This is a genomic window from Brevundimonas subvibrioides ATCC 15264 (assembly GCF_000144605.1).
Taxonomy (GTDB): domain Bacteria; phylum Pseudomonadota; class Alphaproteobacteria; order Caulobacterales; family Caulobacteraceae; genus Brevundimonas; species Brevundimonas subvibrioides.
The window spans coordinates 3,304,068-3,325,449 of sequence record NC_014375.1 but is presented as its reverse complement, the minus strand read 5'-3'; the positions used below and the strand labels follow the sequence as shown (position 1 = coordinate 3,325,449).

Sequence of the window (21,382 nt, the reverse complement as noted above, 5' to 3'; positions counted from 1 at the left end):
CACTTTGGCGAGTGAACTTTTGGACAGGCACACGGCCAGCGGGTGTCAGGCCTTCGGCCATCCCCCCGCGCGGCTCAGGGCGCTCGGCGTGGGCCTGCCGATCCGGTCGCCGATCCAGCGCGCCGTGGCGATCAGGGCGTCGAGGTCGTAGCCGGTCGCATATCCCGCGCGCTCCAGCATGTAGACGAGGTCCTCGGTCGCGACGTTGCCGGTGGCCCCGGGCGCGAACGGACAGCCCCCGATGCCGCCGACCGAGGCGTCCAGCACATCGACCCCGGCCTCGACCGCCGCAAAGGCATTGGCCACCCCGGTGTTGCGCGTATCGTGGAAGTGCAGCCTCAGGGTCGCGTCCGGCGCGGCGGCGCGGGCCGCCTCGATCTTGCGGGTCACGCTCCACGGATCGCCGACGCCGATCGTGTCGGCCAGACCGATCTCGACGACGCCGAGCGCGGCGAGTTCGCCCACCAGATCGGTCACCTGGGCGACCGAGACCTCCCCGTCGAACGGACAGCCCCACACGCACGACAGGGTCGCCGACAGGGCAGGGACCGGCGTGTCCGCTCCGTCCGAGTTGTGCCGCCTCGCCAGGATCTCGGACAGCATGGCGACCTGATCGCGCACGGCCAGCCCCTGGTTCCTCAGCCCGAATCCGTCAGTGACCGACAGCGAGACGTTGACCTCGTCCACGCCGGTGCCCAGCGCCCGGTCATAGCCCTTGCCGTTCAGCACCAGGCCGATACGGCTGCGGCCGGGCGCGGCGGGCAGGGCCGCCATGACGTCCTCGGCCCCCGCCATCTGCGGCACCAGTCGGGGGTGGACGAAGCTGACCGCCTCGATCCGCCGGGCGCCGGCCGCTTCCAGCTTCAGGACAAGCTCCGCACGGGTCGCGGGGTCCAGCACGGCCTTCTCGTTCTGCAGCCCGTCCCGGGGGCCGACCTCGACGATCTGGATGGGACGCGGGCTCACGGCTTCGGCTCCACGGCAGCCTCGGGCGGCGCATAGACGGTCAGGCGCACATCGTCGCCGCTGGAATAGTTGTGCCCGGTCACCACGGCGACCGCCCGGCCCGGCACGGCGGTCTCTGCCGTCGCCGCGCGGAAGGCCTCGGTGTCCTTGTCCTCGACGATGGCGGGGCGCCCCTCGGCAAGGGCCCGGGCCGCGCCCTCGGCGTCGGTCAGTTCGGTGCTGCGCCCCGTCAGGAAGACGAAGCTCGGCTCATGGAAGGTGGTGATCGCCACCGGGCCGGGGACCAGCCCCTGGTCCGGGGCCAGCCCGTTGGCCTCGAGCGCCGCCTCGAGACGCGGTGCGATCGCCAGGGGCCGCAGTTGCCGAATCGTGCCGGCGAGGGCGGCGTGGGCGACGACACCGAAACCGACCGCGATCAGCAGCCCCGTCACGGCCGCCCGGTTCAGCAGCAGGAACCCGCCGATCAGGGCCGCCATGACCGCGCAGACGATGGTGATGGTCGCCCAGGTCTGGGCCGTGGAGGTGCCGAAGGCCGTCAGGCCATAGACGGTGATCCCGCTGACGAGCACGGCGGCGAACACGGCCAGCCCCGCGCCCGACCAGCGCGACACCTTGCCGATGGGACGGGTGAGGGCGGCGGCCATCAGCAGGGCGATCGCGCCGAAGGTCGGCAGCGTATAGTGGAACAGCTTGGTCGGCGTGGCCTCGAAGATCAGCCAGGCGGGCACCAGCCAGCAGACCAGGAACCGGATCGCCGGCTCGGCCCGACGACTCCACCCCGTCGACAGGGCAGCGGGCAGCAGCAGCGTCGCCGGAAACAGCAGCAGGGGTGCCAGCAGCACATAGTAGCCGGGCCAGGCTCCGTGGCTCTCCTGGCCGCCCGCCACCTTGGACGCCATGTCGCCGATCAGGGCGTCGCGCCAGAAGCCGCCGTCCGTGGCGATGGTCACCGCGATCGCCCAGGGACCCACGATCAGCGCGACCAGCGGGATGCCCCAGCCCCAGCCCAGCCGCTTCAGCCAGCCCCAGCTGCGATCCCAGATCGAGAGCGACAAGGCGGCGGGCACCACGACCAGCAGGCCGATCGGGCCCTTGATCAGGATCGACAGGCCCAGCCCCAGCCAGAGCATCAGCTTGTAGGGCCTCTGCGTCGGATCGCCCTTGATCAGGGGTGCGACCCTGGAGGCCATGTAAAGCCGCGCCAGACCGGCCATGGCCAGGGTGACGGAGCCGCACAACATCGCGTCGGTCTTGGCGATCCCGGCCTCGGACGACAGCAGGAAGGTGGTTCCCAGAATTGCTCCGGCCAGGAAGCCCGCCCGCGCCCCGAACAGGGCCGAGCCCATCCAGGCGCAGGCCCAGGCCGCAAGCATGGCCCCCAGGACAGAGGGGATGCGATAGGGGGCGATGTCGCGGTTTTCGACCTTGGACGTTAGGGCGACGGCGGCCGCCTGCATCCAGTAGATGCCGACCGGCTTCTTCCATCGCGGCTCGTCCTGGAAGCGGATGTCGACATAGTCGCCGCTCTCCAGCATCTGCGAGGTCGCCTGGGCATAGCGGCTCTCGTCGCGGTCGAGCGGCGGCAGCAGCAGCAGGGACGGCAGGCCGGCGATGAGCGCCAGCAGCGCCGCCAGCAGCGGTCCACGCCATCCGGCGATATAGCGATCCAGGTCGGGTCGGGTCATCCGGTGTTGCTAACACGAAGATGAACGGGGCGTCATGGCTCAAGCAGCGAGCGTGCACCGTGGCGCTGATCCCCGATTCCCGGCTAGAGACGAACCATGAGCAGCGCCGCGACCCCCGACATCTCCGTCGTCGTCCCCGTCCACAACGAGGCGGGCGCGGCCGGACCGCTGGCGCGCGAGATCGCGGCCGCCTTCGCCGGACGGTCCTACGAGATGATCTTCGTCGACGACGCCAGCCGCGACACCACCCTGGCCGAACTGCGCGCCCTGGGCGCCGAACTGCCGGCCCTGCGCGTTTTGGCGCATCAGACCAATGCCGGTCAGAGCCGGGCCGTGCGCACCGGCGTCCTTGCGGCACGGGGGACGATCATCGTTACCCTGGACGGCGATGGCCAGAACCCGCCCGCCGATGCGCCCGCCCTTGTCGACGCCCTGATCGCCGCCCCGCCGCAGGTTGCCCTCGTCGGCGGGGTCCGCCAGAAGCGTCAGGATTCCGAGGCCAAGCTGTGGGCCTCGCGCTGGGCCAACCGCATCCGCAAGAATCTGCTGGGCGACGATGCCGACGACACGGGCTGCGGCCTCAAGGCTTTCCGCCGCGACGTCTTCCTGCGGCTCCCGTATTTCGATCACATCCACCGCTACCTGCCGGCGCTTGTGATCCGCGAGGGGTTCGAGAATCGCTACCTGCCCATCAGCCATCGCCACCGCGAGACGGGCCAGTCGAAATACACCAACTGGGGCCGGCTGCGGGCCTCGTTCACCGACCTGCTGGGCGTCATGTGGCTGAAGTCCCGCTCGCGCAGGCCCGGCCCGGTCACGGAATTCTGACTTCGCCTGTCAGGCGAGGCGGCATGGCCGAAGGCACCGAACCGGGCTATGCATCCTTAACAAGCTCGGCTGTTGAATCGCGAAGGACCGCCCCATGCTGATCGCCCTGCCTCTGCTGGCCATCCCGGTGGTGCTGTACAATCTGGTCGTCCTGTTCGGGGCCGGAAATGGGGGTCTGGCCGCCGCCGACGAGACCTTGCGCCAGGCGATGTTCTCGATCCCCATGACCTCGGGGGCCAGCTGGAACGTGGGCGTCGGCGACATGATCCTGTTCCTGGCGCTGATCCTGCTGTTCTTCGAACTGCTGAAATCGACGTCGAGCCAGAAGGTGGCCATCGTCAATCACGCCCTGTCGATGGTCGTGTTCGTCGTCTGCCTGGTGGAGTTCCTGCTGGTCCGCGGCTTCGCGACCTCGACCTTCTTCCTGATCATCACCATGGTGATGCTGGACGTCCTGGCCGGGTTCATCGTGACCATCATCTCGGCCCGCAAGGACCTGGACTTCGGATCAGGCGGGCACTGACCGCTAGAGCAGGGCCGTAAAGATCAGCGAGACGATCAGGACGTCGAAGGCGCGGGCGGCGAAGGTCATGGCGGTGTCCGAAAGGCGACAGGTCGCCTGACGGTCTGCAAGCTCCGGGCCAGCCCGGCCCTGCGTCAGATGTCGGTCTTCTTGACCAGTCCCGACGGCGGACGCCGGTCGTTCTCGCCCGAATATTCATTGCCCAGATAGCTGGCGCGGGCCGAGTTCAGAACGGGCGGCCCGCCCTTCAGTCCCTTTCGCTGGCCCGTCTGACCCATCAGCTGGGCAGAGAAGGCCGCCGCCGGATCGGCCGGCGCGGTCGCATCGGCAGGCCTTGCCGGGTGGGGTGGTTCGTCGACGACCTTGCCCACCGGTACCAGTTCCCGGCTGGTCGAACCCGCCCTGCGTTCCGCCTCGCGTCGCTGGGCCGAGCGGCGATCGCGCTCCTGCACCGGTCCGACGGGCCGGACGCCATCGGTCACGGCTTTTCCGGGCCCTTGGGCGCAGAGGCCAGGCGGTCGATCTGGGCCCGCATCTCGTCCATCTGGCGACGCATTTCGTCCAGCGGATTCCCGGAGGAAGCCTCGGGCGGCGCGGACGGGGCGGGGGCCTCTCCGCCGGGTCGGGCATAGGCGAAGGCGGGGAACATCTTCATGGCGTTTTCGAACATGGCCATGTTCTGCTTGACCGCCGCCTCCATCAGGCTGCCCCCCATCAGGCCGCCCGCAGGCGTCGCCCCGAAGGCCTTGGTCATCTGATCGCGGAACTGCTCCTGCTGACGCGAGAAGTTCTCGAGCGACATTTCCAGGTAGCTGGGCAGGACCCCTTCCATCTGGCCGCCGTAGAAGCCGATCAGCTGACGCAGGAACTGGACCGGCAGCAGGGCCTGGCCGCGGCTTTCTTCCTCGAAGATGATCTGGGTCAGGATCTGACGGGTCAGCTCCTCATTGGTCTTGGCGTCGAACACCACGAAATCGGTGCCTTCGCGCACCATGGTCGCCAGATCTTCCAGCGTCACATAGGCCGAGGTCGAGGTGTTGTAGAGGCGTCGATTGGCGTATTTCTTGATAACGACCACGTCGCCGGCCTTGCCACTGTCCTTGGCTTTTTTGCCGGGGGTACTGCTGTCAGCCACGGGTGCGGATCCTCGCTGTTGCAATGCCCGTTATCCCGCAGCGCGAAGCCGCGCGCCAGTGGGGATGTGACGGTTCGACATCAGGCGAAGTTCGGGGCCAGCACGACGCCGACCAGAACCGCCGCCCAATGCACGCCCGCCCCGGCCACGACGAAGCCGTGCCAGATGGCGCGGCGATACTTCACCTTGGGCGAGATGAAGATCAGGACGCCCGACGTATAGATCAGGCCGCCGAGCACCAGCAGCGCCAGGGCGACGGGGTGAACGGTGTCGATCATGGGCTTCAGCGCGATCACGGCCAGCCACCCGAACACCACATAGACGCCGCTCCAGAACGTGTCGGAGATGCGCGGCGCGATCAGCTTGGCCCCGACGCCGGCGAAGGCGATGGCCCAGACCACCATGGTGAAGCCGATGGCCCACCAGCCCTCGAACCGCTGGGTGGTGAAGGGGGTATAGCTGCCCGCGATCATCAGGAAGATCGCCGCCTCGTCCAGGCGCCGCAGCACCGGGCGTGCCTTGCACGGGCGGGTCAGGTTGTAGATCGTCGAGGCCGTCAGCATGGCCACCAGGCACAGGGCATAGATGCCGGTCGCTGTCGCCGCGCCCACGCCGCCGTAGATGGCCGACAGGATGGCCAGCACCAGGCCGCCCACCGCCGCCAGCGTCAGGCCGACCACATGGACCACCAGGTCGGCGGTGTGTTCGGCGCGCGTCTGGTAGTGCTCCTCCAGATCCATCTGATCGGGGGTGCAGATTCGGGTCGCGTGGCGCTTCAGCATATTCAGCATGGGTCACCAACTCGGCGGTTCTGCCTGTCGTTCCCAAGATAGTGGTCCACGAGCATGACTTTCACCTGAACGAGGATCGCACAGGTGACGAATGGCGCGTGATGCGGCAGAAACGCCACGAAAACCTACCCCCGGCCTAACGGGCACCCCGCCCGTCAAGACCCGATCAAGGATCATCTCCCCATGACCGACGTCGTCATCGTTTCCGCCGCCCGCACGCCTGTGGGCTCCTTCCTGGGGGCCCTGTCGTCCCTGCCGGCGTCGAAGCTGGGCGAGGTCGCCATCAAGGCCGCGCTCGAACGCGCCGGCGTCGCTCCGTCCGAGGTGGATGAGGTCATCCTGGGCCATGTGCTTCAGGCCGCCGCCGGTCAGGGCCCGGCGCGTCAGGCCTCGATGGGGGCCGGAATTCCGAAGGAGACTCCGGCCTGGAGCCTGAACCAGATCTGCGGCTCGGGCCTGCGCGCCGTCGCGCTTGGCTACCAGCAGATCGCCATGGGCGACGCGAAGATCATCGTCGCGGGCGGACAGGAAAGCATGAGCCAGGCGCCGCACGCCCAGCTCCTGCGCACCGGACACAAGATGGGTGACCTCGCCTTCACCGACACCATGATCAAGGACGGCCTGTGGGACGCCTTCAACGGCTATCACATGGGCCAGACGGCCGAAAACATCGCCGAAAAATACCAGATCAGCCGCGCCGACCAGGATGCTTTCGCCCTGGCCAGCCAGCACAAGGCCGAGGCCGCTCAGAACGCCGGCAGGTTCGACGAGGAGATCGTCCCGGTCGTGATCGCGGGCCGCAAGGGCGACGTCACCGTCGACAAGGACGAGTACATCCGTCACGGCGCGACGCTGGAATCGATGGAAAAACTGCGCCCGGCCTTCATGAAGGACGGGTCGGTCACGGCGGCCAATGCCTCGGGCCTCAACGACGGCGCGGCGGCCCTGGTGCTGATGTCGGCCGACGAGGCGAAGGCGAGAGGGCTGGAGCCGCTGGCCACGATCCGGTCCTGGGCCACGGCCGGCGTCGATCCGGCGGTCATGGGCACGGGTCCGATCCCGGCGTCGCGGAAGGCGCTGGAGAAAGCGGGCTGGACCGTCGCCGATCTGGACCGGGTCGAGTCCAACGAGGCCTTCGCCGCCCAGAGCCTGTGCGTGCTGCAGGAACTGGGCCTCGATCCGGCGAAGGTGAACGTCAACGGCGGCGCGATCGCCATCGGCCATCCGATCGGGGCCTCGGGGGCCCGTATCCTGACCACCCTGCTGTATGAGCTGAAGCGGTCGGGTGGAAAGAAGGGCCTCGCCACCCTGTGCATCGGCGGCGGCATGGGCGTGGCTCTGTGCGTGGAACGCGCTTGACCGACATCCTCTACGGCCGCCCGCCGCTGGTCTTCGATCCGCCCGGCGCCGCCACCCAGACCTCGCCCCTGATCCCCGGCTCGACCGCGCTGGAAACCCTGCCGGACGGCTCGGTCGAGGCGGCCATGGTCTATGCGCCACCCGGCGTGCTGGAGCGGCGCTATACCCTGGCGCAGGCCCTGCGCGCGCTGCAGGTCGGGGGGCGGCTGGACGTTATGGCTCCCAAGGACCGGGGCGGCTCCCGCCTGAAGAAGGAGCTCGAGGCCTTCGGGCTGGAGGTCGGCGAGAGCGCCAAGGCCCACCACCGGCGCTGTGTCGTCGTGAAGCCGGAGACGCTGTCGGGCATCGAGGCGGCGATCGGCGCCGGATCCCTTCAGCCAGTCGAGGGGCTGGAGGCCTGGTCGCAGCCGGGCGTCTTCGCTTGGGACCGGATCGACGCCGGCTCGGCGCAGCTGGCGGCGCACATGCCGGCCCTGAAGGGGGCAGGGGCCGACCTCGGATGCGGCTATGGCGCCCTGGCGACGGCAGTCCTGCGGTCCGGGGCCGTGACCGCGCTGCGCCTCATCGACCTGGACCGCCGCGCAGTCGAGGCGGCGCGGCGCAACGTCGAGGACCCGCGCGCGACCTTCGAATGGGCCGATGTCCGCACCCTCGAGGCCGCGGGCGATCTGGACTTCATCGTCTCCAATCCCCCCTTCCACGACGGCGGGGCCGAGGATCGACGGCTGGGCCAGGCCTTCATCAAGAAGGCGGCCGAGATGCTCAGGAAGGGCGGCACCCTGTGGCTCGTCGCCAACCGGCACCTGCCCTACGAAAATGAGCTCAAGACCGCGTTCCGTCGGGTCACGCCGATCACCGACGGCGGTGGCTACAAACTGTTCGAGGCCGTGAAGTGAAGACCCCGACGGCCCGGGTCGACAAGCTCCTCGGCTCCATGGGCTACGGCTCGCGGTCCGAGATCGCGCGGCTGGGCAAGGTCGGGGGCATCGTGCTGGACGGCGTCGACCTGACCGATGTGTCGAAACGGATCGCGGTCACGCCGGACCTTCCGTCGCGGATGCAGGTCGACGGGCGGCCCCTGGACCCGCCCGCGGGGGTCGTGCTGATCCTCAACAAGCCCCTGGGCATGACCTGTTCGCACAAGGAGGACGGCGACCTGGTCTATGACGTCCTGCCCGACCGCTGGCGGCGGCGGGACCCGGCGATCTCGACCATCGGTCGGCTGGACAAGCAGACCTCGGGCCTGCTGCTGCTGACCGACGACGGCGACCTGCTGCACCGGGTGATCTCGCCCAAACGCCATGTGGCCAAGGTCTATCACGCCACCCTGGCGCGACCTCTGGCGGGGACCGAGGGCGATGTGTTCGCCGCGGGCGGCCTGGTGCTGGAGGGCGAGGACAAGCCCCTCGCCCCGGCCGAACTCGAGGTCCTGTCGCCGACCGAGGCCCGCCTGACGGTGACCGAGGGCCGCTATCACATGGTGCGGCGGATGTTCGCGGCCGTGGGCAACCACGTCGAGGCCCTGCACCGCGAACGCGTCGGGGGGCTGGTGTTGCCCGCGGATCTGGGGCCGGGCGACTGGCGGCTGGCGACCGGGGCGGAAGTGGAGGCGATCTTCGCCTGATCGGACCGGGATCCTCGCTTGACCCCGGGGGGTGCAGGCCTCACCTGCGGCCCATGACACGCGTGAAGATCTGTGGCCTCTCGACGCCCGACACCCTGGACGCCGCCCTCGAGCACGGCGCGGCCTATGTCGGGGCGGTCTTCTTCGCCCGGAGTCCGCGCAACATCACGCCGGAGGATGCCCGGCCCCTGTTCGAACGGGCGCGCGGCCGGGCCGGGATCGTGGCGGTGACCGTCGACGCCGACGACGACCTGCTCAGCCGGATCGGGGCGCATCTGCGGCCCGACTTCGTCCAGCTGCACGGACACGAGACGGTCGCGCGCGCGCATGAGGTCCGGCGGCTCACCGGCGCGGGCATCATCAAGGTCCTGTCCGTCTCCGCGCCCGCCGATCTCGACGCGGCCGACGGTTGGGAGGACCATGCCGATCACCTGATGTTCGACGCCCGGCCACCGGCGGGCTCCGACCTGCCGGGCGGGGTCGGGGCAAGCTTCGACTGGACGATGATGCGGGGCCGGGCCTTCCGCCACGACTGGTTCCTGGCCGGGGGCCTGACGCCGGACAATGCGGCCCAGGCTGCGTCGATCAGTGGCGCTCCCCTGCTGGACGTGTCCTCTGGCGTCGAAAGTGCGCCCGGTGTTAAGGACGCGGCCCGGATCGCGGCCTTCCTGAAGGCCGTGGCCTGATCATTTCCCCGCCGCATTTCCGGCACGCCCCTGCGTGAAAGCTGTCGCCCGTGAACGCCATCATCCCCAACGAATACGCCATGCCCGACGCCGAGGGCCGGTTCGGCCCCTATGGCGGCCGGTTCGTGGCCGAGACGCTGATGCCGCTCGTGCTGGAGCTGAACCACGCCTATGAGCGGTGCAAGGCGGACCCGACCTTCCAGGCCGAGCTGGACGACTATCTGACTCACTACGTCGGGCGGCCCAGCCCGCTGTATCTGGCCCAGCGCCTGACCGACCACTACGGGGCCGCCAACATCTGGTTCAAGCGCGACGAGCTGAACCACACGGGCGCGCACAAGATCAACAACTGCATGGGCCAGATCCTGCTGGCCATGCGGATGGGCAAGAAGCGGATCATCGCGGAAACCGGCGCCGGCCAGCACGGCGTGGCCACGGCCACTGTCTGCGCCCGCTTCGGCCTGCAATGCGTCGTCTACATGGGCGCGGCCGACGTCCAGCGTCAGTCGCCCAACGTGTTCCGCATGAAGCTGCTGGGGGCCGAGGTCATTCCGGTCACCTCGGGGCGCGGCACGCTGAAGGACGCGATGAACGAGGCGATGCGTGACTGGGTCACCAATGTCGAGGACACCTACTACCTCATCGGTACGGCCGCCGGTCCGCACCCCTATCCGGCCATGGTCCGCGACTTCCAGTCGGTGATCGGCAAGGAGACGAAGGTCCAGATGCAGGCCCGGCGCGGCAAGCTGCCGGACGCCGTGGTCGCGGCCATCGGCGGGGGCTCCAACGCCATCGGCCTGTTTCATCCCTTCATCGAGGATGCGGGCGTCCGCATGATCGGTATCGAGGCGGCCGGGCGTGGGCTGGACGGCCCCGACCATGCGGCCTCGCTGCAGGGCGGCCGCCCCGGGGTGCTGCACGGCAACCGCACCTATCTGCTGCAGGACGCTGACGGCCAGATCCTCGAGGGCCACTCCATCTCGGCCGGCCTCGACTATCCCGGCATCGGCCCCGAGCACGCCTGGCTCAAGGATATGGGCCGGGCCGAATACCGCGCCGCCACCGACGCAGAGGCCCTGGAGGCCTTCCAGCTGTGTTCGAAGCTGGAAGGGATCATCCCCGCCCTCGAACCCAGCCACGCCCTGGCGCGCATCGGCGAGATCGCGGCCGAGATCGGCACCGGCGGCGACGTCGTGCTGAACATGTGCGGGCGCGGCGACAAGGATATCTTCGCGGTGGCCCAGCACCTGGGTGTGGAGCTCTAGATCATGATCGCAACCTTCGTTCTGGCGGCCGCCCTGTTGCAGACGGCGCCCGCCCTGCCGGTCGCCCTGCCGACCGTCGCCAATACCCAGGCCGACGTCACCTGTGGCGGGCGCGCCTCCATGGCCGCCATCGCCACCTGCGTTGCGACCACCCAGGCCACGGCCGAGGCCGCCATGGAAGCCTACAACGCCGACTTCGAGCGCCAGGGCTGGCTGGCCGCAGACGGGCGCGACAACCGCATCGTCTATGTCCGTCGCAAAGAGGGTGGCGGCTGTGACGCCTTCCAGGTGCTGGCCTTCGCCGGACAGAATACCGCCGACCCGGCCGGTCCGGCCTGGCTGGCCTTCGCCACGGTGCCCGGCGATGTCTGTGCCGCGGCACCCGCTCCGGTGACGCCCGCCCAATGACCACCTCCCGCATCGACGCCCGCTTCGCCGCGCTGAAGGCCGAGGGCCGGGCCGGCTTCGTCGCCTATGTGATGGCCGGCGACCCCTCGCGTGACGAGGCCCTGGCGATCCTGCGCGGCCTGCCCGCCGCCGGGGCCGACATTATCGAACTGGGCTTTCCGTTCAGCGACCCGATGGCCGAGGGTCCGCCGATCCAGCGCGCGGCGCTGCGCGGCCTCAAGGCCGGCCTGACGCTGAAGGGCACGCTCGACCTCGCCCGGGCCTTCCGTGAGGGCGACGCCGACACGCCCCTGATCCTGATGGGCTATCTGAACCCGATCGAGAGCTACGGCTACGACGCCTTCGCCCGCGACGCGGCGGCGGCCGGCGTCGACGGCTGTATCGTCGTCGACTGTCCGCCGGAAGAGGCCGATCCGCTGACGGACGCCCTGGACGCGGCGCAGGTCTCCCTGATCCGCCTGGCCACGCCGACGTCCGACGACGCCCGGCTGGAGGTCATCGCGCGGCGGACCTCGGGCTTCGTCTATTACGTCTCCGTCGCCGGCGTCACGGGCGTAAAGGAGGCCCAGTCGGCCTCCGTCGCGCCCGCCGTCGAACGCGTGCGCCGCGCTTCGGGCCTGCCTGTCGCCGTCGGCTTCGGGGTCAAGACGCCGGAACGCGCCGCAGAGATCGCCCGTGTCGCCGATGCGGTCGTCGCCGGTTCGGTGCTGGTGGATGAGGTCGCCGCCGCCCTCGACGCGAACGAACCGGTCGCAACCCGCGTTCTGTCGAAGGTGAAGGCCTTGGCCGACGCCGTGCGCGGTGCACGCGTGGGCGAAACCGTCTAAGAGACCCGAATGGCCGACAAGACCCCTCCCAAACCTCCCCAGGAAAAGCGCGGCGGCTGGCTCAGCCGCTTTGCCCCCGGCGTCCGCAAGATCGTCAGCCGGCGCGAGACGCCCGACAATCTGTGGGTCAAGGATCCGGACAGCGGCGACATGCTCTACCGCCCCGATCTGGAGACCGCCCTGTGGGTGACGCCGTCGGGCCGCCACATGCGGATCAACGCCGCCAAGCGGCTGGGCTACACCTTCGACGGTGGCGAGTACGAGCCGATCGCCTCGCCGGAGGTGGCCGAGGATCCCCTGAAGTTCTCGGACGGCAAGCCCTATCGCGAGCGCCTGATCGCGGCCCGCAAGGCCACGGGCCTGAAGGACGCCATGTCCATCGGCTTCGGCGACATCGGCGGCACGCCGGCGGTGGCCGTGGTGCAGGACTTCGCCTTCATGGGCGGATCGCTGGGCATGGCGGCGGGCGAGGGCTTCATCGCCGCGGCCCACGCCGCGATCGAACGCAACGTGCCCCTGGTCTGTTTCACCGCCGCCGGCGGGGCGCGGATGCAGGAGGGCGCGCTCAGCCTGATGCAGATGGCCCGCACCACCCTGGCGGTGCAGGAGCTGAAAGACGCCCAGCTCCCCTATGTCGTGGTCCTGACCGACCCGACGACCGGCGGCGTCACGGCCAGCTATGCCATGCTGGGCGACGTCCACCTGGCCGAGCCGGGGGCCCTGATCGGCTTCGCCGGTCCGCGGGTGATCGAGACCACGATCCGCGAGAAATTGCCGCCGGGCTTCCAGCGCTCGGAGTATCTGCAGGAGAAGGGCATGGTCGACCGCGTCGTAACCCGCGCCGATCTGCCGGCGACCCTGGGCAAGATCCTGTCGATGCTGATGGGCGGACGGCGTCAGGCGGCCTGACGCCGCCGGAACGGCCAGTCGATCACTTCGCCGGCCCAGAGCGCCCACCAGACGATCACCGGCTGAAACAGCAGGCGTGGGCCGTGATAGGCCCATCCCAGCTGCGGATCACTTAGCGCCAGGTCGCTGACGGCGTGCTGGATATTGGCCGGGAAAACGCAGACCGCATAGAGCGCGAGCCCGATCCCGGCCGCCTGGCGCAGACGCGGGATCATCAGCCCGACGGCACCCGCCAGCTCAGCGATCCCGGTCACGGCGATCACCGCAGGGGCGAACGGCACCCAGACGGGCGTGATGCCGAGGAAGGGAGTGGGCACCAGCAGATGCAGGATCCCCGCCGCGAGGAAGGCGGCGGCGAGGATGAAGCGCAGGATCGGGCGGGCGGTCATCAGGTGACCATAGGCCTTCCGTCTCCCAGAGGGAGAGGGCTTGAGGCTCGCAGAGCGAAGCGATGCGCCAGCCGAAAGGGTGAGGGGTTACGCTCTCACCGTCTGGCACCTTAACCCCTCACCCTTTCACGCAAGTCCGATCGCTGACGCTCTCGGGCGCTCAAGCCCTCTCCCTCCGGGAGAGGGTGCGCTATGGAGAGGGATGGACCCCGTCTCCGCCCGCCTGCTGGCCCGTCACCCCCAGAAGATCGACCTGTCGCTGGACCGGATGCGGACGCTCTGCGCCGTGCTGGGTCAGCCCCAGATGCAGCTGCCGCCCGTGATCCACGTGGCCGGGACCAACGGCAAGGGATCGACGATCGCCTTCATCCGCGCCATGGCCGAGGCGGCCGGGCTGAAGGTCCACACCTATACCTCGCCGCATCTGGTGCGGTTCAACGAACGGATCCGGCTGGCGGGGGAGCTGATCTCGGACGATCGGCTGTCGGCGATCCTGGACCGTATCGAGGCCGTCCGGGGTGTCGAGACGACCGTGTTCGAGAGCACGACGGCCGCCGCCTTTGTCGCCATGGCCGAGGTGCCGGCGGACCTGGCCATCATCGAGGTGGGGCTGGGCGGGGCGCTGGATGCGACCAATGTGATCGAACGACCGCTGCTGAGCGTGATCGCCCCCGTCGACTACGACCACGCCGAGTTCCTGGGCACGGCCATCGAGGGAATTGCGGGCGAGAAGGCGGGCATCCTGAAGGCCGGGGCGCGCGGGATCGTGGCGCGCCAGACCGAGGCGGCGATGGCCGTGATCGAGGCCAGGGCAGCCTCGGTCCTGACGCCGCTCACCGTCATGGGCACCGACTTCGACGCCTGGGCCGAGCGGGGCGGGATGGCGTTTCAGGATCAGGAGCGGTTCCTGGACCTGCCCGCACCCGGGCTGCGCGGTCCGCACCAGATCGCGAATGCCGGGCTGGCGGTGGCGGTCGCGCTGGAACTGGACCTGCCCGAGGCGGCGATCGCGGCGGGCATCGCCGGGGCCAGCTGGCCGGCGCGGATGCAGAGGCTGAGCGCCGGACCCTACGGCGAGATGGCGCGGACGGCCGAGGCCGAGCTGTGGCTGGACGGCGGGCACAACCCCCACGCCGGACGGGCGCTGGCGGAGGCGCTGGCCGAGCGCCAGGCCAAGGCCCCGAGGCCCCTCGCCCTGATCGTCGGCATGCTGGCCAACAAGGACCATGCGGGCTTCTTCGAGGCTCTGAAGGGCTCGGAAGGCCACGTCTTCACCGTCGGGTTCGACGGCGCGGCGGCGGACCCGGCGGCCCTGGCGGCCGTGGCCCGGGGCCATGGTCTGGGGGCCCAGAGCTCGTCCTCGGTCGAGGCGGCGTTGAGCCGGGCGCTTCGCCTCGGGGCCGGCCGGGTGGTCATCTGCGGCTCCCTGTACCTGGCCGGCGAGGTGCTGGGGGCCAGTCCCGAGACCTGGCCGGTCTAGCCCTTTCGCAAGCCCGTGATCGTGCGGTTGGGGGCGATGTCCTCGGCGGAGGTGATCAGGTGGATCAGGGCGGGGACCCCGCCCGGGCCGGCCGCGTCCCGGGCCGCCTGAAGCGCGGCGGGGAAGGCCTCGGTGCTGTCGCAGCGGACGGCAAAGGCTCCGAAGGCCTCGGCGTATTTCACGAAGTCGGGGTTCCTGAGATCCGTGGCCATGACCCGGCGGGGATAGTGCCCCTCCTGGTGCATGCGGATGGTGCCGTAGGTGCCGTTGTCGACGACGATGACGATCGTGTTGATGCCGTGCTGGACGGCCGTGGCCAGTTCCTGGCTGGTCATCAGGAAATCGCCGTCGCCCGCGACGCAGATGACCTCGCGGTCGGGATGCAGCGACTTGGCGGCGACGGCGGCCGGGTAGCCATAGCCCATGGCCCCCGAGGTCGGCGCCAGCTGGGTGCGGCAGGCGCGGTGGCGGTAGAACCGGTGCAGCCAGGCGGCGAAATTGCCGGCCCCGTTGGTGACCATGGCGGTCGGCGGCAGGACCTCGCCGAGGTGGGCCATGCATTCGCTCATGTTGACCGCGCCGGTGACCGGCACCGGGGTCGAGAAGGCCTGGTAGTGATCGTGGGCGGCCTTGGCCTGCTCGTGCCAGGTGCGGCCGGGCTCCAGCGTCGCGAGGGCGTGGGCGGCCAGGCTGTTATCGGCGGCGGCACTGGTCAGCGGCGTCCAGACCCGGCCCAGTTCTTCGGGGCCCGGGTGGATGTGGACCAGAACCTTTGCCGTGTGCTCGCGGGTGAACAGGGTGTAGCCCTGGGTCGGGTTCTCGCCCAGCCGGGCTCCGACCGCGATCAGCAGGTCGGCGTCCCGCGCCCGCTTCATCAGCTCGGGATTGCAGCCCAGTCCGAGATCGCCGGCATAGTTCGAGCGGTCGTTGGAGAGGATGTCCTTGCGGCGGAACGACAGGGCGACGGGCAGGCCCAGCCGCTCGGACCAGTCCCCGACCGCCGTGGCGGCCGCCTCGGTCCAGCCGGAGCCGCCGAGCACCAGCAGGGGGCGTTCGGCCTTCGACAGCCGCTCGCCCAGATCGGCGAGGAAGGCGGGGTCCAGACCGGCCCTGGCGGGTGCCACTGCCCGGAGCGGTGCCGGGCCGCCGGGGGCGTGCAGCAGGTCCTCGGGCAGGGCGATGACGACGGGGCCCATCCGGCCCTGAAGCGACGTGGCGAAGGCGCGCTCGACGATCTCCACGGTCCGGTCGGGGCTCTCGATCTCGGTCGCCCATTTGGCCAGGCCGCCGAAGACCTCGCGGTAGTCGACCTCCTGGAAGGCGCCGCGGCCGCGGTCGGTGAGGGCGATCTGGCCGACGAACAGGATCATGGGCGTGGAGTCCTGATGCGCGGTGTGCACGCCGATGGAGGCATGGGTCGCGCCCGGCCCGCGGGTGACCATGCAGATGCCGGGTCGGCCCGTCAGCTTGCCGTAGGCCTCGGCCATGTTGGCGGCCCCCGCCTCGTGCCGGCAGGTGACGACCTCGATCTCCGGATGGTCGACCAGGGCGTCGAGCACGGCCAGATAGCTCTCGCCAGGCACGCAGAAGACCCGGGTCACGCCGTTCATGGCGAGGGTCTCGACGAGGCGGCGGGCGGCGGTTCCGGCGGGCTGGGAGCGGGTGTCGGTCATGCGGTCAGATCTATCAGAACGGGACGGAGGATGGACATGGAACCTGCAGTGACGCTTGGCGTTTGCACAGCTTCACTGTTCGGAGTCCTCCCCATGAAGAAGATCGTTGCCCTGACCATCGTCGCTGCCGCCCTGGCCGTGTCGGCCTGCAACACCGTGTCGGGCGTCGGCCGCGACGTCTCGGCCGCCGGTTCGGCCGTGTCCTCGGGCGCCGAGTCCGCCAAGAACTGATCGGTCACGACCGCATCGGATGAAGGGCCTGCCGGTTTCCGGCGGGCCCTTTTGCTATGGGTCATAGGCGACCCCGGTCAGGTAGAGGCCGTCGGACGGCGAGACGGGGCCGCAGGCAGTGCGGTCGCGGGCCTCGAGCGCGGTCTTCACATCGTCGGGCGACCAGCGGCCCAGCCCGACCTCGACCAGGGTGCCGGTCATGGAGCGGACCTGGCGGTGCAGGAACGACCGCGCCTCGAACACCAGATGGACCTCCTCGCCGACGGCGCTGACCCGGGCGACGTCGAGGGTCTTCTCGGGCGATTTCGACTGGCAGGCGAGGTCGCGGAAGGTGGTGAAGTCGTGGTGGCCGATCAGGTGGTCGGCCCCGGCCTGCATGGCGGCGACGTCGAGCGGGCGGCGGACGTGCCAGACCTTGCCGCGCTCCAGGGCGGGGCGGCCGGGCCGGTTCAGGATCCGGTAGAGGTAGCGCCGCCCGGTGGCCGAGAAGCGGGCGTGCCAGTCGTCGGGCACGGCCTCGCAGGCCAGCACGGCCACGCCTTCGCGCACCATATGGGCGTTGAGGGCGTTCATGACCGTCGAGGCGGGCCAGGCCTTGTCCAGATCGACATGGGCGACCTGGCCGGTGGCGTGGACGCCGGAGTCGGTGCGGCCGGCCGCAGCGATGCGCACGGTCTGGCCGCAGAAGGCCGTGACGGCGGTCTCGACCACGCCCTGGACCGTCGGCAGGCCGTCCTGGGCCTGGAAGCCCGCATAGGGCCGGCCGTCGTATTCCAGCGTCAGCCGGTAGCGCGGCATCAGCCCAGGATCGTGCCGACGGGCAGGGCGAAGCCCCGCAGGAAGTCGGCGGGGCCTTGCGCCGCCTTGCCCTCGCGCTGGACCCGCAGCAGACGGACGGCCCCGTCCCCCGTGCCGATCAGCAGGTCCCCGTCGAGGACCTCGCCGGGGGCGCCGGAGCCCTGCGCGACGGGGGCCGACATCAGGGCCTTGACCCGGACGGGGCCATCGGGACCGGGGGCTTCGAACCAGGCCCCGGGGAAGGGCGACAGGCCCCGGATGTGGCAGTCCAGCTCGGCGGCCGGGCGGGTCCAGTCGATGCGGGCCTCGGCCGGGGTGATCTTCCTCGCATAGGTGACCTCCCCCGCCTGTTCGGTCTCGGTCACGCCGCCGCGCTCGATGGCGGCCAGGGCCCGGGTCCAGAGGGTCGCGCCGGTGGTGGCCATGCGGTCCGACAGGGTGGCGGCCGTGTCGTCGGGGGCGATGGGCAGGACCTCGGACAGCAGGATGGCCCCCTCGTCGAGGCCCTCCGACATCCGCATGATCTGGACCCCCGTCTGGCGGTCCCCGGCCATGATGGCCCGCTGGATCGGCGCGGCCCCCCGCCAGCGCGGCAAGAGCGAGCCGTGCAGGTTGAAACAGCCCAGCCGGGGCGCCGACAGCACCTCGGCCTTCAGGATCTGGCCGTAGGCGACGACGCAGGCGGCATCGAGGTCCAGGCTGGCGAAGGTCTCGATGGCGTCCGGGGCCTTCATGCTGGCAGGCGTGAAGACCGGCAACCCCATGGTCTCGGCGAAGGCGTGGACCGGCGAGGGCGTCAGCTTCTGGCCCCGGCCCCTGGGCTTGGGCGGCTGGGAGTAGACGGCCACGACCTCATGGCCCGAGGCGATCAGTTCGGCCAGGGACGGCACGGCGAAGTCGGGGGTACCCATGAAGGCGAGGCGCATGGCCTGTTCTCTAGTCGCGCCGCCCTCTCAGCGCCAGTCGGCGGACCCCGATCCCGGCGGACGTAAAAACACCGTCCGACCCGTCCGACCCGTTCGACCCGTTCGTCTCGACCGGCCCTGTTGCCCCCTTTCTCCCGTCGATCTGGACAGCAGACTGGCACACCGGTGCGTCAGAATCGGTCGCAGGGCCTATTCCTCCCCCATCGGGGGAGGGGGACCGCGAAGCGGTGGAGGGGGCTGACCGCAGACTCGCTGTTTGAGGCCTGCCAGCACACCCGTCAGATTTCCAAGCACGTCGCGCGCCGCAATCCGATGGACGGCGATGCCACGTAGATTGAGCCAGTGCGTCCGCCGCATATCGTGCCGGGCCTGATCGGGGTGCTCGTGTCCCGATCCATCAACCTCGACCGCCAGCCTTGCATCGTCGCAGTAGAAGTCGAGGATGTAGGGGCCGACCGGGTGCTGCCGTCGAAAGCGGGCTCCGCCGAGCTTCCGGCCGCGAATGGCCTGCCAAAGAATGACCTCCGGCAAAGTCATGCGACGACGCAGGTCGCGGGCCTTTTCCACGGTGGGTTTCGGCGGGTACATGCCGGGATTTAGCCGGACGCATCGCGTGCGCGGCAAGCCCCCTCCACCGCGAAGACGCGGTCCCCCTCCCCCGATGGGGGAGGAATGCCTATCTGCCCCCCATGACAAAGACCCTGCATATCGATTTCGTCTCGGACGTCGTCTGCCCCTGGTGCGTGGTGGGGCTGGGCGGGCTGGAGAGCGCGCTGGCGACCCTGAAGGCCGAGGGGATCGAGGCGGAGGTGCATTTCCAGCCGTTCGAGCTGAACGCCGGCATCGCGGCCGAGGGCGAGAACGTCGGCGAACACATCGCCCGGAAATACGGATCGACCCCCGAACAGTCGGCCGCCAACCGGGCCATGATCACCGCGCGGGCGGCCGAGGCCTGGGACGGCTTCGAGATGCGGATGGGGCCGGACAGCCGCATCTGGAACACCTTCGACGCCCACCGGCTGCTGCACTGGGCGGGGACCGTGGGACCGGCCGAGCAGCGGGCGCTGAAGGAGGCCCTGTTCCGCACCCACTTCACCGACGGCAGGGCTCTGCCGGACGCGGTGGTGCTGGCCGACGCGGCGGCCGCCGCCGGGCTGGACCGGGACAAGGCCGTCGAGGTCCTGGCCGACGACCTCTATGCCGCCGAGGTGAGAGAGGCCGAGGCCCTGTGGCGGTCGCGCGGCATCAGCGCGGTGCCCGCCGTGGTGGTGGAGGGGAAATGGCTGATCTCCGGCGGCCAGCCGGGGGCGGTGTTCGAAGAGGCGTTGCGGAAGATGGCGGCGGAGGGGTGAGGGCGCCGTGACAACCACCGGATAACGCGTGGTTGATTGTTCCTGTTGCTACAACTATTTTCGGCTCAAAGGGGGCTGGAATGGCAAGGCTCACACAACCCGTTCTATTTTCCCAGCGCTTCGGTATCGATGCGAAGGTTCTCGATAAAGCGGGGCTTATGGACCCGATCCTGAACTCCGACACGAAGCTCTTTATTGACCCACTGCTCATCGGAAAAAGCAAAAACCCCGTCATCCGAGCTAGGGGGACTAAGCTTATTCGGCAGGGTTTTCAGAATGTTCTGGAGCTGTTGGATGCCTCTGTAAATGAAGGCGATGTCGCGTGGCGCGGTGCCTACAAGGCCCTTAATCTAGATGAGCGTTCGGAGACAGGGCTGGGCTATGGCGGTGCCAGCACATCGGGAGCGGATCGACCGGCTTGGCTTCGAAACAACATCCTTCGCACCGCGAAGGAGATCATTACTCTTGGTGAGAAGAACCCCACCATCATTCCGCTTATGGGCTTGTTTGAGGATGGCGTGGGCCCAGACACGCTGAGTGACATGACCACGAACTCGTTGCTTCCAGCCCTGTGCAAGATCACTCACGATTTCTCGGTAGCGAACGGTCTCAAACTCACCGAGTTCGGAGACTTGTACGGCAATATGAAGCTGCCCATGAACCCGTTCCGGCCGCTTGAACCAGTGTTGTTAGTCCCCAGGGATGTTCTCCGAGATCTGCCCTTGGCAACCGACTGGGCGGACGTCTCCCGCGTCATTATGGAGGTCAAAGAACTTCGAGACGCGGTCAACAAGCTGTTCGGAAATTGGTCGAAAGCGACTGTATCTGAGCGCAAGGCAGCCATGCGACGTGCTGCATTCGAGTCACCGGACAACATGAGGCGGCTAATCGCAGCAGTCGCCGACGCTAGCGAATCTTATGATGAAAAGGCCGACTTGGACGGCCTTTTTACGTTCCGGAAAATACTGACGGAAAATCAAGAAAAGTATCGCGGTCTGATCCAAGCCCCTGGTGAGAAAAATCAGGATACCCTTCGCCAGACAGTTCTCGACGTTATCGAACAGTTCAGGTCACTGGTAGAAGACAATAATCTCTGGGAGCTTCTATGGAATGGCCAAGATTCTCGACACGAGCGGGCAGCCCAACTCCTGTTTTTTGCAATCGCCAACGTCATCTGCGCGGTAAACAACGTGGATATTTCGCCTGAGACGAACAGCGGCGGCGGGCCGGTCGATTTCAAATTTTCTACCGGCTATAGCGGTCGCGTCCTAGTCGAGATTAAGCTTTCAAAAGGACAGGTCGAGCATGGGTACAGCAAACAGTTGGAAGTATATAAGGCAGCTTCGAAGAACGCCGCTGGAGTCTTTCTGATCGTCGACGTTGGTGGGCTCGGCGGAAAGCTACGTCGTATCCAAGCGGCACAGAAAAAGGCAGAACTGGCTGGGCACAACACGAGCAGTATTCATTATGTCGACGCAAGGCGTCGCCTGTCGGCCAGCAAGAGATAGTGCCCGATCCTCACCATGT

24 protein-coding genes are annotated in these 21,382 nt (G+C 68.9%); 14 read left to right on the top strand and 10 right to left on the bottom strand.

Features of this window, described 5'->3' with window-relative positions:
- Positions 1-45: 45 nt before the first annotated feature.
- Positions 46-966, bottom strand: a complete 921-nt coding sequence (locus BRESU_RS16140) for a hydroxymethylglutaryl-CoA lyase (protein ID WP_013270640.1) — start codon at positions 964-966, stop codon at positions 46-48.
- Entirely contained in the window at positions 963-2,651 is a 1,689-nt protein-coding gene (locus BRESU_RS16135) for an ArnT family glycosyltransferase (RefSeq protein WP_013270639.1), read from the bottom strand. Before BRESU_RS16135 ends, BRESU_RS16140 begins: the two co-directional genes overlap by 4 nt.
- A 96-nt stretch (positions 2,652-2,747) precedes the next feature.
- Between BRESU_RS16135 and BRESU_RS16130 the strand changes: the two genes are divergently transcribed.
- Complete coding sequence (locus BRESU_RS16130) at positions 2,748-3,479, top strand: glycosyltransferase family 2 protein (RefSeq protein ID WP_013270638.1); 732 nt, start codon at positions 2,748-2,750, stop codon at positions 3,477-3,479.
- Positions 3,480-3,573: 94 nt separating this feature from the next.
- The gene (locus BRESU_RS16125) at positions 3,574-4,002 is read left to right on the top strand and encodes a hypothetical protein (RefSeq protein ID WP_013270637.1); all 429 of its coding nucleotides are present in this window, start codon (positions 3,574-3,576) and stop codon (positions 4,000-4,002) included.
- 134 nt (positions 4,003-4,136) lie between these two features.
- Here the strand turns inward: BRESU_RS16125 and BRESU_RS16120 are convergent, their stop codons facing one another.
- The 3 genes from BRESU_RS16120 to trhA all read right to left on the bottom strand — a co-directional run bounded on the left by BRESU_RS16120 (position 4,137) and on the right by trhA (position 5,928).
- On the bottom strand, positions 4,137-4,484 hold the full coding sequence (locus BRESU_RS16120) for a hypothetical protein (protein ID WP_013270636.1): 348 nt from the start codon (positions 4,482-4,484) through the stop codon (positions 4,137-4,139).
- On the bottom strand, positions 4,481-5,137 hold the full coding sequence (gene phaR, locus BRESU_RS16115) for a polyhydroxyalkanoate synthesis repressor PhaR (protein ID WP_013270635.1): 657 nt from the start codon (positions 5,135-5,137) through the stop codon (positions 4,481-4,483). Before phaR ends, BRESU_RS16120 begins: the two co-directional genes overlap by 4 nt.
- An 80-nt stretch (positions 5,138-5,217) precedes the next feature.
- Complete coding sequence (gene trhA, locus BRESU_RS16110) at positions 5,218-5,928, bottom strand: PAQR family membrane homeostasis protein TrhA (RefSeq protein ID WP_013270634.1); 711 nt, start codon at positions 5,926-5,928, stop codon at positions 5,218-5,220.
- A 183-nt stretch (positions 5,929-6,111) separates the two neighbouring features.
- On the opposite strand from trhA, the gene BRESU_RS16105 reads away from it, so the two are divergent.
- From BRESU_RS16105 to accD, 8 genes are all read left to right on the top strand, one after another.
- Positions 6,112-7,287 carry an acetyl-CoA C-acetyltransferase gene (locus tag BRESU_RS16105; RefSeq protein WP_013270633.1) on the top strand — a complete coding sequence of 392 codons (1,176 nt, stop codon included), beginning with the start codon at positions 6,112-6,114 and terminating at the stop codon, positions 7,285-7,287.
- Positions 7,284-8,183 (top strand): class I SAM-dependent methyltransferase, encoded by a 900-nt coding sequence (locus BRESU_RS16100; RefSeq protein WP_013270632.1) that lies wholly within the window; start codon positions 7,284-7,286, stop codon positions 8,181-8,183. The genes BRESU_RS16105 and BRESU_RS16100 overlap by 4 nt, the downstream gene beginning before the upstream one ends.
- Before the next feature lie 38 nt (positions 8,184-8,221).
- Positions 8,222-8,911, top strand: a complete 690-nt coding sequence (locus BRESU_RS16095) for a pseudouridine synthase (RefSeq protein ID WP_050762589.1) — start codon at positions 8,222-8,224, stop codon at positions 8,909-8,911.
- A gap of 53 nt (positions 8,912-8,964) precedes the next feature.
- Positions 8,965-9,597: a phosphoribosylanthranilate isomerase gene (locus tag BRESU_RS16090; RefSeq protein ID WP_013270630.1), complete on the top strand. Its 633-nt coding sequence runs from the start codon at positions 8,965-8,967 to the stop codon at positions 9,595-9,597.
- Between the two features lie 80 nt (positions 9,598-9,677).
- Positions 9,678-10,862, top strand: coding sequence for a tryptophan synthase subunit beta (gene trpB / locus BRESU_RS16085; RefSeq protein WP_156796342.1), 1,185 nt, complete (start codon positions 9,678-9,680; stop codon positions 10,860-10,862).
- A 3-nt stretch (positions 10,863-10,865) separates the two neighbouring features.
- Positions 10,866-11,270: a hypothetical protein gene (locus tag BRESU_RS17005; RefSeq protein ID WP_013270628.1), complete on the top strand. Its 405-nt coding sequence runs from the start codon at positions 10,866-10,868 to the stop codon at positions 11,268-11,270.
- Entirely contained in the window at positions 11,267-12,097 is an 831-nt protein-coding gene (gene trpA / locus BRESU_RS16075) for a tryptophan synthase subunit alpha (RefSeq protein ID WP_013270627.1), read from the top strand. Before BRESU_RS17005 ends, trpA begins: the two co-directional genes overlap by 4 nt.
- A 9-nt stretch (positions 12,098-12,106) precedes the next feature.
- Positions 12,107-13,006 (top strand): acetyl-CoA carboxylase, carboxyltransferase subunit beta, encoded by a 900-nt coding sequence (gene accD / locus BRESU_RS16070; RefSeq protein WP_013270626.1) that lies wholly within the window; start codon positions 12,107-12,109, stop codon positions 13,004-13,006.
- Here the strand turns inward: accD and BRESU_RS16065 are convergent.
- Entirely contained in the window at positions 12,994-13,395 is a 402-nt protein-coding gene (locus BRESU_RS16065; protein ID WP_013270625.1) for a DoxX family protein, read from the bottom strand. The two genes, accD and BRESU_RS16065, sit on opposite strands and share 13 nt — an antisense overlap.
- A 202-nt stretch (positions 13,396-13,597) precedes the next feature.
- Here BRESU_RS16065 and BRESU_RS16060 point away from each other — a divergent pair, with 202 nt between their 5' ends.
- Positions 13,598-14,875 (top strand): bifunctional folylpolyglutamate synthase/dihydrofolate synthase, encoded by a 1,278-nt coding sequence (locus BRESU_RS16060; RefSeq protein WP_013270624.1) that lies wholly within the window; start codon positions 13,598-13,600, stop codon positions 14,873-14,875.
- Here BRESU_RS16060 and BRESU_RS16055 read toward each other — a convergent pair.
- Entirely contained in the window at positions 14,872-16,548 is a 1,677-nt protein-coding gene (locus tag BRESU_RS16055; protein WP_013270623.1) for a thiamine pyrophosphate-binding protein, read from the bottom strand. The two genes, BRESU_RS16060 and BRESU_RS16055, sit on opposite strands and share 4 nt — an antisense overlap.
- Positions 16,549-16,641: 93 nt before the next feature.
- Between BRESU_RS16055 and BRESU_RS16050 the strand changes: the two genes are divergently transcribed.
- Complete coding sequence (locus BRESU_RS16050; protein ID WP_013270622.1) at positions 16,642-16,779, top strand: entericidin A/B family lipoprotein; 138 nt, start codon at positions 16,642-16,644, stop codon at positions 16,777-16,779.
- 54 nt (positions 16,780-16,833) lie between these two features.
- On the opposite strand, the gene truA is transcribed toward BRESU_RS16050, so the two are convergent.
- The 3 genes from truA to BRESU_RS17225 form a co-directional block, all read right to left on the bottom strand.
- Entirely contained in the window at positions 16,834-17,577 is a 744-nt protein-coding gene (truA, locus tag BRESU_RS16045) for a tRNA pseudouridine(38-40) synthase TruA (protein ID WP_013270621.1), read from the bottom strand.
- On the bottom strand, positions 17,577-18,503 hold the full coding sequence (fmt, locus tag BRESU_RS16040) for a methionyl-tRNA formyltransferase (RefSeq protein ID WP_013270620.1): 927 nt from the start codon (positions 18,501-18,503) through the stop codon (positions 17,577-17,579). Before fmt ends, truA begins: the two co-directional genes overlap by 1 nt.
- A 189-nt stretch (positions 18,504-18,692) precedes the next feature.
- Positions 18,693-19,091 (bottom strand): endonuclease domain-containing protein, encoded by a 399-nt coding sequence (locus BRESU_RS17225; RefSeq protein ID WP_013270619.1) that lies wholly within the window; start codon positions 19,089-19,091, stop codon positions 18,693-18,695.
- A 101-nt stretch (positions 19,092-19,192) separates the two neighbouring features.
- Between BRESU_RS17225 and BRESU_RS16035 the strand changes: the two genes are divergently transcribed.
- Both BRESU_RS16035 and BRESU_RS16030 read left to right on the top strand, forming a co-directional pair.
- Complete coding sequence (locus BRESU_RS16035) at positions 19,193-19,855, top strand: DsbA family oxidoreductase (RefSeq protein WP_013270618.1); 663 nt, start codon at positions 19,193-19,195, stop codon at positions 19,853-19,855.
- Between the two features lie 80 nt (positions 19,856-19,935).
- The gene (locus tag BRESU_RS16030; protein WP_013270617.1) at positions 19,936-21,363 is read left to right on the top strand and encodes a hypothetical protein; all 1,428 of its coding nucleotides are present in this window, start codon (positions 19,936-19,938) and stop codon (positions 21,361-21,363) included.
- The last annotated feature ends 19 nt before the right edge of the window (positions 21,364-21,382 follow it).